The organism is Aminobacterium sp., assembly GCF_034926885.1.
Taxonomy (GTDB): domain Bacteria; phylum Synergistota; class Synergistia; order Synergistales; family Aminobacteriaceae; genus Aminobacterium.
Map to the genome: position 1 here is coordinate 1 of NZ_JAYFQR010000025.1, position 8762 is coordinate 8762.

General features: G+C 41.7%; 7 protein-coding genes and 1 rRNA gene. 7 read left to right on the top strand and 1 reads right to left on the bottom strand.

Translation table 11 applies throughout. The features are described 5' to 3' along the window. The first annotated feature begins 154 nt into the window (after window positions 1–154). From VB083_RS10080 to VB083_RS10105, 6 genes are all read left to right on the top strand, one after another. Window positions 155–2245: a patatin-like phospholipase family protein gene (locus tag VB083_RS10080; RefSeq protein WP_323402019.1), complete on the top strand. Its 2091-nt coding sequence runs from the start codon at window positions 155–157 to the stop codon at window positions 2243–2245. Between the two features lie 46 nt (window positions 2246–2291). Further along, the gene (gene proS, locus VB083_RS10085; protein WP_213691974.1) at window positions 2292–3731 is read left to right on the top strand and encodes a proline--tRNA ligase; all 1440 of its coding nucleotides are present in this window, start codon (window positions 2292–2294) and stop codon (window positions 3729–3731) included. 95 nt (window positions 3732–3826) lie between these two features. Then, window positions 3827–4786, top strand: a complete 960-nt coding sequence (locus VB083_RS10090) for a Ppx/GppA family phosphatase (protein ID WP_213691973.1) — start codon at window positions 3827–3829, stop codon at window positions 4784–4786. A 22-nt stretch (window positions 4787–4808) separates the two neighbouring features. Then, window positions 4809–6476 (top strand): Na/Pi cotransporter family protein, encoded by a 1668-nt coding sequence (locus tag VB083_RS10095; RefSeq protein ID WP_213691972.1) that lies wholly within the window; start codon window positions 4809–4811, stop codon window positions 6474–6476. Then, window positions 6409–7140 carry a phosphate signaling complex protein PhoU gene (phoU, locus tag VB083_RS10100; RefSeq protein ID WP_307880082.1) on the top strand — a complete coding sequence of 244 codons (732 nt, stop codon included), beginning with the start codon at window positions 6409–6411 and terminating at the stop codon, window positions 7138–7140. The genes VB083_RS10095 and phoU overlap by 68 nt, the downstream gene beginning before the upstream one ends. Before the next feature lie 165 nt (window positions 7141–7305). Then, window positions 7306–7701, top strand: a complete 396-nt coding sequence (locus VB083_RS10105; RefSeq protein WP_213691971.1) for a rhodanese-like domain-containing protein — start codon at window positions 7306–7308, stop codon at window positions 7699–7701. Between the two features lie 93 nt (window positions 7702–7794). On the opposite strand, the gene VB083_RS10110 is transcribed toward VB083_RS10105, so the two are convergent. Beyond that, entirely contained in the window at window positions 7795–8334 is a 540-nt protein-coding gene (locus VB083_RS10110; RefSeq protein WP_213691970.1) for a nitroreductase family protein, read from the bottom strand. A gap of 351 nt (window positions 8335–8685) precedes the next feature. On the opposite strand from VB083_RS10110, the gene VB083_RS10115 reads away from it, so the two are divergent. Further along, window positions 8686–8762 (top strand): 16S ribosomal RNA (locus VB083_RS10115); the annotation flags it as partial.

The following is an 8762-nucleotide window of genomic DNA, read 5'->3' on the forward strand; positions in this document are numbered from 1 at the left end:
CCGCAACTTCCATTCCGCCACTACTATTGGACAGGGTGAGCCCATTTATCTTTGAATTGGCGGGAGCCAATCATACGGACTGGGATTCCCGCCATTCACTTTATCACGTTATCAGGAAGCAAACTATGGCCCCTTACAAGAGGAGGGCCGATCGATGTCAAATCTGAAACGTATTTGTGCTGGCTTTATAATTTTGAGTTGCCTTCTTTTAAATGTTTCTACCTGTTCAGCTTCTTCTCATGGAGGAGTTGTTCTCGCTCTTTCTGGCGGAGGAACAAAGGGACTCGCCCATATCGGTGTTCTTCAAGTGCTTGAAGAACAGAATATTCCTATAGCTGGAATTGTGGGAACAAGTATGGGGGCTATCATTGGGGGGTTGGCTTCTAGCGGCTACAATGGTTTTGAATTGGAAGAAGTCGTTAAGAATATTGATTTAAGCAGTCTTCTTTCTGAGCGGTCTTCTCCGATGTTTTTACCTTTGGGAGAACGCGAGGGAAGTTCTGTCCCATGGATCTCCGTTGTTCATCATGGAAGTGTGGGGGGCTACTTGGGAGGGCTTTCCGGTGTTAAGCTGCTAGAGAAATTTTCACAGATGGCATCGAGAGTACAGGTAGTTCATTTTAATGAATTACCCATTCCTTTTGCAGCAGTTGCAACAGATTTGGAGACTGGGGCGAAGGTTGTTTTGCAGAGTGGCAGTCTCGCCTCTGCTATGAGAGCTTCTATGGCTATCCCAGGTCTTTTCGAGCCGTGGCCAGTAGGAGGGCGTCTTCTTGTTGATGGAGGATTAGTTTCAAATTTACCGGTTATCACTGCGAAAGAACTCTTTCCAGACTATCCAGTTCTTGCTGTCGACGTTACAAGCTCTCTGAGAACAAGAAAAGAGCTGCGCACCGTAGTTGATGTTATTGATCAGTCTATAACGGTTTTAACTCAGCAAAACGTTGCCAATGAAGTGAAAGAAGCTGATGTGCTTTTGACCCCACAAGTGGGGAAAATGCCCTTATTTGACGCTTCTAAGGCAGAAGAAATTATTGCTGCCGGCCGTAATGTAGCATTGGCCCACATCAAAAAGATACGAGAGTTATCGAATCTTGCACCGCCTCCTCAGCTACAGCCCAAGGAGAGGCAGGAAATTGTTGCCGAAGTAAGTGTTGAAGGTCTTCCGGAAAACGTTTGTAATGAATTTAAAAAACACTACCAATCCTGGATAGGAAAACCAATAGATTCTTTCAAAGTACTCAAAGAGAGTTATGAGATTTCTAAACGTATAGACGTTCTTGCTGTAGACTACCGTCTTGAGAAGAGAGAGAAAGGAACGGCGATAGTTTTTACAGCCCAGCGTCGTCCGAGCTCTGAGCTTCGATTAGGTGGGTATACAACAAATCTTCATCCCTATAGATGGCTTTACATAAATGGAATAAAGAGAGATCTTTTAAAAGATGGTGATGCTATCAAGTTGAACTTGAAGTTAGGGTCACAATGGGCGGCCGACGTGGGATATTTGTCCTCTTCGGATATTTCTAAAGCTTGGGAGTTCAATTTATCTGCTCAGAATTGGAAAGTGACACCTCGAAATGCCTTTGAGAAAAACTGGGATAGATACGGTCTGGGACTCGTTCATCATTTTTCCATGGGTGATGTTCGAGCGGGAGTTGGTATTGGCGGAGAGAGAGTGCATTTCAATGGAAGAGATGAAGACGCTCTAGGCCCTACCTTTTATGTGGCATATAATACTCTCGATGATACTGTGGATCCCACCAAGGGCGGTTCTATGAAAGTTGCATTTTGGTGGCCGGAACATGATGAACTTTTGTACAGAGTAAATATCTTTCAGGCTCTTTCTCTTTCAGAAAAGTGGAGGCTCTATTTGCGAGGTGGTTTTGCTGAAGGAGATGTGACCGAGCCCAGCCATGCCGTTTATTTAGGTGCAGCAGAAGAACTTTATAGCTACGCAGATCGACCAATAGAAGCAGAACGGATGGTGTGGTTAAATCTTGCTTTTCGCAGGGTCTTCATGCAGAGTTGGTGGGGGAGCCTCACTGCAGAAATTTTTGGAGGAGCAGGGTGGGCTTATGACGATAACGGATCAAAGTCTGATAGTGTTTGGGAGAGCGGTATATCTTTCTCTGCTCCTGGACACTTTTTCGATGGGCGCCTTATGTTCCTGTATAATGACCAAAGTGATTTTAAAGTGGGATTCTTTATCGGGAAACCGATTTGGGGGCACCATCCATTACCATAAAAATATTTTTCCCGAAAGGGTTTTTGTAACGGAGGTTGAAAAAAACATGGCACGAAACATAACACCTAAAGAGAATGATTATTCTCAGTGGTATCTTGATGTCATTAAGGTCGCAGAACTTGCCGACTATGCTCCAGTAAGGGGTTGTATGGTTATTCGTCCAACAGGGTATGCTCTATGGGAATCTATTCAGCACCATTTCGATGAGGCCTTTAAAGAGACGGGGCATGTAAATGCGTATTTCCCTTTGCTTATTCCTAATTCTTTTCTAGAGAAAGAAGCAGAGCATGTTGAAGGATTTTCTCCCGAGTGTGCTGTCGTTACTCATGCTGGTGGGGAGCCTTTAGAAGAACCCCTTGTCGTTCGTCCGACATCGGAGACGGTAATCGGGCATATGTATAGCAGATGGATTCAGTCCTGGCGTGATTTACCTCTTCTCATCAACCAGTGGGCGAATGTTATGCGTTGGGAAAAACGGCCACGTCTCTTCCTCCGTACGTCAGAATTTTTGTGGCAGGAGGGGCACACTGCTCATGCCACAAAAGAAGAGGCTATGGAAGAGACATTAAAAATGCTACAGGTATATAAAAACATTATGAGTGATATATTGGCTCTTCCTGTTATCCCTGGTGAAAAAACGGCAGGAGAACGTTTCCCAGGAGCTCTCAATACATTTACATGTGAAGCAATGATGAGCGATACTAAAGCTCTACAGGCGGGAACAAGCCATTTCCTTGGACAAAATTTTGCTCATGCTTTCAATATACAGTATCAAAACCAAAAGGGAGAGCAGGAGTATGCCTGGACAACAAGCTGGGGAGTTTCTACCCGACTTATAGGGGCTTTAATAATGACTCATTCAGATAATGACGGGCTTATACTTCCACCTCGAATTGCTCCCGTGCAGGTAGCCATTCTTCCTATCAGTAATAAGGATTCAGCGATACAAGAAGAGCTTCTTCCGAAGGCCCGAGAGTTCTCTGATAAGCTAAACCAAGCATTAGGTGGTCGTTTTACATGTGTTGATGAACAGTTCTTTATGCGCCCAGGTGATCGTTTCTTCTACCATCTTCAAAAAGGGGTACCTTTGCGTTTGGAACTTGGTGAAAAGGATATGGCTGCCGGAACAGTACGGGCGGTTCGGCGAGATACAGGTGCCAAAGAAGACATTCCTTTTGAAAATGTTGTTGTCAGAGTTCAAAAGCTGCTTGATGAAATACAGCAAAATCTTTATAGAAAAGCGCTCAATTTCCGTAATGAGCATACAGCTTCAGCCTCTTCCTTGCAGGAATTAAAGACTATTATTGAGGAAAAGGGAGGATTTGTAGAGACATATTTTGCTGGAACGCCAGAAGATGAAAAGAAAATAAAAGAAGAAACGGGTGCGACTCCGCGTTGCATTCCATTAGATAGTACAGAGAGAGGAACTTGTTTCCTCACTGGTGCTTCTGATGCGAGAAAGACGATTTTTGCTAAAGCCTATTAAATCTTGTCGATAATCTTTTAGCGATTGAAATATACTTAAAAGCGGGGGCCCTTGCGTAGGGAGCCCGCTTTTTGCTTAAAATGGGGGGGAGAGTTATGGATAGAGAGAGAAGAGTAGCAGTCATCGATGTTGGATCTAATTCCTTAAAGCTTCTTGTTGCTTCTCGCATTCATCATGTTATTTCTACATTATTTGAGAGGACAGAAATTACTCGCCTGAGCGAAGGCCTTTTTAAAGATAAGATACTTTTAGATAAACCGGTAGTAAGGAATGTTGAAGTGATTGATTCCATGGTTCACCAGGCAAAAGCGCTGGATGTAGATGGAATTGAGATAGTAGGAACCATGGCTTTGCGAGTTGCCGAAAACTCAGACTACTTTAGTACTCTCCTTGAAGAAAAAACAGGAATTCTGCTTCGCGTTCTTTCTGGAGATGAAGAAGCCGAATTATCCTTTATCGGAGCTCTATCAGGGTTGCCTCAATCTTTGAAGTTCGAAGAAGTTACTCTTTTTGATATAGGTGGAGGCAGTACAGAGTTTGTTCGAGGTAAGGAAAGCTCTATTGTAGATAGATGCAGCCTCTCTTTAGGATCCGTTCCTTTAACGGAACGATATTTACAAGTCTCTCCAGTATCAGACGAGCTCTTATCGAGAGCCCGTTATGCAATAAAAGAAGAGATAGAACATCTTGACCATGTTTTCCGCCAAGGCCCCCTCATTGGTATAGGCGGCACAATCACGACGCTTGCAGCTGTTCAGCTTGAACTTGAAACATATAAGGCAAGTAGAATACATGGGATTAATTTATCGAGAGAAGATGTGCATGATCAATTGCTCAGGTATGCTTCTAGAACAATAGCAGATCGATGTCAAATACCAGGTTTATCTCCTGGTCGAGCTGATATTATCCTTGCCGGAGCATGTATTGTCGAAGAAATTTTAGACATGACGAGAGAAGAATCTTTTACAGTAAGTGACAGAGGTTTACGCCATGGTGTTGCGATGCATTATTTTGAGAAAGATTCCGAAGGGGAAGAACCGCTTTTGCTTCCATAGCTTTTTAAAAGGGTGATGATGAATGTATTCAGATCTCTCTTCTTATGCCTTAATGCTTGGAGGAATGACCATCCTTTTATATGGTCTTGAAGAAAGCAACAAAGCATTTAGAAGAAACCTGGGGAGCCGCGGCAAAGAACTGTTAACATCCATGGGGCATAAAAAATCGTCGGCTTTTACTTTGGGTGTTTTGCTTTCCGCCGTTGCGCAGAGTGGAACTGCCGCTACAGCGTTTGCGGTAGGTCTCGTTGACATCCATGCTCTTCCTTATGAGGGATCTATTTTGGTCATGATGGGAGCTGGAGTTGGATCTACTTTGGTTGCTCCTTTGCTTGCTCTTGACGTTATTGCCCTTGCTCCTTTCTTTTTAGCATTAGGATTTTTTCTCTCTCACGGGAAAACTGAGAAGCTTAAGAAAGTAGGGGCAATTATAAAGGGGTTAGCTTTTATTTTGACAGGGATGTTCTTCTTAAAGCTTGGATTTGCCCCTCTTATTGAAACCCCTGCATTTGGAGGTTTTATCGCACAACTTGTTACAAAGCCTCTTCTTCTCGCTACCGTAGCATGTATCGTTTCATCTTTTACTCAGGGATCTTCGGCTGTTATTGCCATTGGAATAGCCTTGATTTCTTCTGGTGTTGCTTCAGCTGAAGCTTTCTATCCTTTAGTTTTAGGTGCTCGATTAGGAACGTCTGTTACCGTCCTTTTTTTTAGTCTTGGCGCACGTGTTAATGCGCGAAGGCTTGCTTGGCTTTCTCTTGTCTATCGTTGTTTAGGAGTTGTGGCAGGAATAGCTCTTGCGCCCTTTATACTGCGTTCGGTTTCTTTGCTTATTGCAGATTCAGAAATGCGTTTAGCAGCTTATCAAGTAGGGTTGAGTGTCCTCAATGTTGTTGTTTTTTTGCCTTTTGTACGTCGCTCTGCTGTTATGAGTGGGCAGTGGTTCTCTTCTGAAATTGCGAAAGATCCGGGAGAAGCTATCTATCTTGATGAAAGTCTTACCGATTTTCCGCCTCTTGCCGTTCCTCTTTTGGAAAAAGAAATTACACGGTTGGCAAATTACATTGAAACTTTTATCTATATGCTTTTTTTTGCCCCTGATTATAAAAGGCAGATTTATCAATTACAGCGAGGGATCCCGTCTCTTTTAGAGCAGTGTTCCGACTATATGTTTGCTATACCGGCACCAGTCGATAATACTTCTCAAATGGAGTCATATGCAACAATTTCGTATTCGCTTATATCTATGGCAGAGCTTGTTGAAACTGCGACAGGCAAACTTTACACCTTATGGCAAGAAGGAATAGAAGATCGTCTCTCCAGTGAATTGCAACGAGAGGAGTGGCAAAAGTATCTTTCTCTCTCAGTTGATGTTGTACGTTATAGTCTTCGCGCTTTTGCGCTTGATGACGCTGTAAGTATTCAGAAGGCGTTGGAACTTGCGAAAGAATTTCGATCTCGTGATGAATTGTTAAGACAGATTATGGTTTTTCACGGACATCTTTTTAATTGTCGCCAAGATGCCGTCCTTTGGAGTCTCTTAGCGACCTTACGAGTAATAGTTGCTGCTTCGTTAGAAGTTGCCAAAGGAGGAAAAATCAGAGAAAGAGGTGAGGACGGTGATGCTTTTTGGGAAGAAGAAAGAGCCAGAGCAGGAACTGACATCGGAAATGATTCTCTACTCAAGTGATAAAAAAAGAATTCTTTCTATGGTTCATAAAATGGGAGAGGAATGTATAAAAGCCGTTGCCTCTGCCGTAGAGGCTTTAGTTGAAAGAAACAATGACCTTGCGCAAAAGGTAATAGACAATGATGATGTTATAGATAAATTGGAAGTGGAAATAGATCAAGAGTGCTTAGGGTCTATAGCGATGAGACAGCCAGTTCGAGAAAATCTCCGATTTGTTTTTGCTGTAGCAAAAATAGTTACAGATCTTGAAAGAATAGGCGATGAAGCCGTTAACATAGCTGAACGAGTACTTTTCCTTAACAAATATCCTCTTTTAAAGCCGTTGATAGATATTCCTAAAATGAAGAATATTTCGACAGAGATGCTTCGAAATGCACTAAATGCTTTTGAGACTAATAATCCTGCATTAGCCGAGGAAGTTTACTTAAAAGATCAGGAACTTGATATTCTCTATTTCAATATTTTTGAAGAACTTATTCAAATCATAGCCCTTAAACCGAAAGGGGATAAAGTTACTGCCCAATGTGCAGCTGCTTTGATGTGGATAGGCCGTCATCTTGAACGAGTGGGAGACCATGCATCCAATGTTGCGGAGAAATCATACTTTATTATTACTGGAAAACGCTTAAAACAGATCATGGAAGAAAAACAGCAAGAAATGTAAGTAATTCTTTTAAATACAGTTTAAAAAATAATGCAAAAACGTTTTTATAAATAACGTTTATAATAGTTATAAATTTTCTGTTTCTTATTGACAATTTCTCTCTCCTAATGCAATATTGATATTGATTATCATTACTTACAACGATCTCTAAAGGGAGGTTTTGTCTTGAAAACAATCGTAGAAGCGGTCGCAGATTATTTCCAGGATCTCAAAGAAGGGTGTAACAATCTCATTAGTTGTGAGCAATTGAAAGAAGTAATGAAAAAAGAAGAAGTGTACATTCTCGACATTAGAAAACCTGAAGACTATGAAGAAGAACATCTCGAAGGTGCTGTTAATATTTTTTGGAGCGAAGTGGGAGATCATTTAAATGAGATTCCTAAAGATAAGAAAGTAATTGTCTGTTGTTATTCGGGGCAGTCTGCTGGGCAAGTTGTTTCTCTAATGAGATTGTTAGGATATAATGCATGTTCCCTTAAGGGTGGAATGAAATGTGATCTTACATATTTGCCTTTAGAAGCTCGTTGTTGTGATATAAAAACAGAAAGTTGCGAAGCCTGAGGAATTTAAAAATAAATTCTCCGTGTGAGATTGTAGGCGTAGAAAAAAGATGGACGGAGCTCTTTATGAGCCCTATCCATCTTTTTTTATAAACTAAAGAAATCGTCTTATATCATCTAATGTTTTTCTTGTTTTAGATCGAACGACATCATTATTTTCAGGATAGCCCATACTTATTACAATATCTATTTTTGCAGATGAGGGAAGAAGCAATTCTTTTTTTAAATTTTTCTCATCAAGCCATCCCAGCATGCATGTCCCCAATCCTAGTTCTGTCGCCTGCAAGCAAATATGTTCGCAGGCAATAGCTACATCCATGAGACTGAATTGTACCCCACGGAAAAAGCCGCCTAAAGCTGCACTGTATCGAGAATGTTGAGCAACGACCACTATAAGGACGGGGGCTTTTGCAGCGAAAGAGTTCATTGAATATATGCCGCTGAAGGCTGCTTTTGCCAAAGCGCTTACTTTTTCAGGGGTATTAGCGATAATAAAAGACCATGGCTGGGAGTTGCAGGCAGAAGGAGCTAACCTTGCAGCTTCCATGCAGTTTTCGATGAGAGATATGGGGACAGGACGAGAATCATATTTTCTTACACTATATCTTTTCTTTACAAGATCTGTAAAATCCAAGACATTCCCTCCCAAAGTACAATATCTATTCATTTTAATATTATATATTAGCATGCAGAAGCAGTCTGCTTTATGGATAGTAGCCAGGGAAACAGCGTGTTTTTTGAGATGTCGAAGGTATTCAATATTTAGACAATAGTTGTTTAAAATAAGAAAAAATATGGTTTTATGGTAAAAAATCAGTGGTAGCAAGGGATAGTACATTTTTTGTGGTTTTAGAGATTTTGCTTTTTTAGTGTTGACTTCTTCTGGAAAAATGATATCATACCCTTCGCGCCGCTCGAAAGGCAGCGCAGGACCTTGTAAAGTGAATAGGTGAGACGAAGAGGAAGCCAGTCAATTTAAAAGAAATTCATGGAGAGTTTGATCCTGGCTCAGGACGAACGCTGGCGGCGTGCTTAACACATGCAAGTTGAACGGAGGCATAT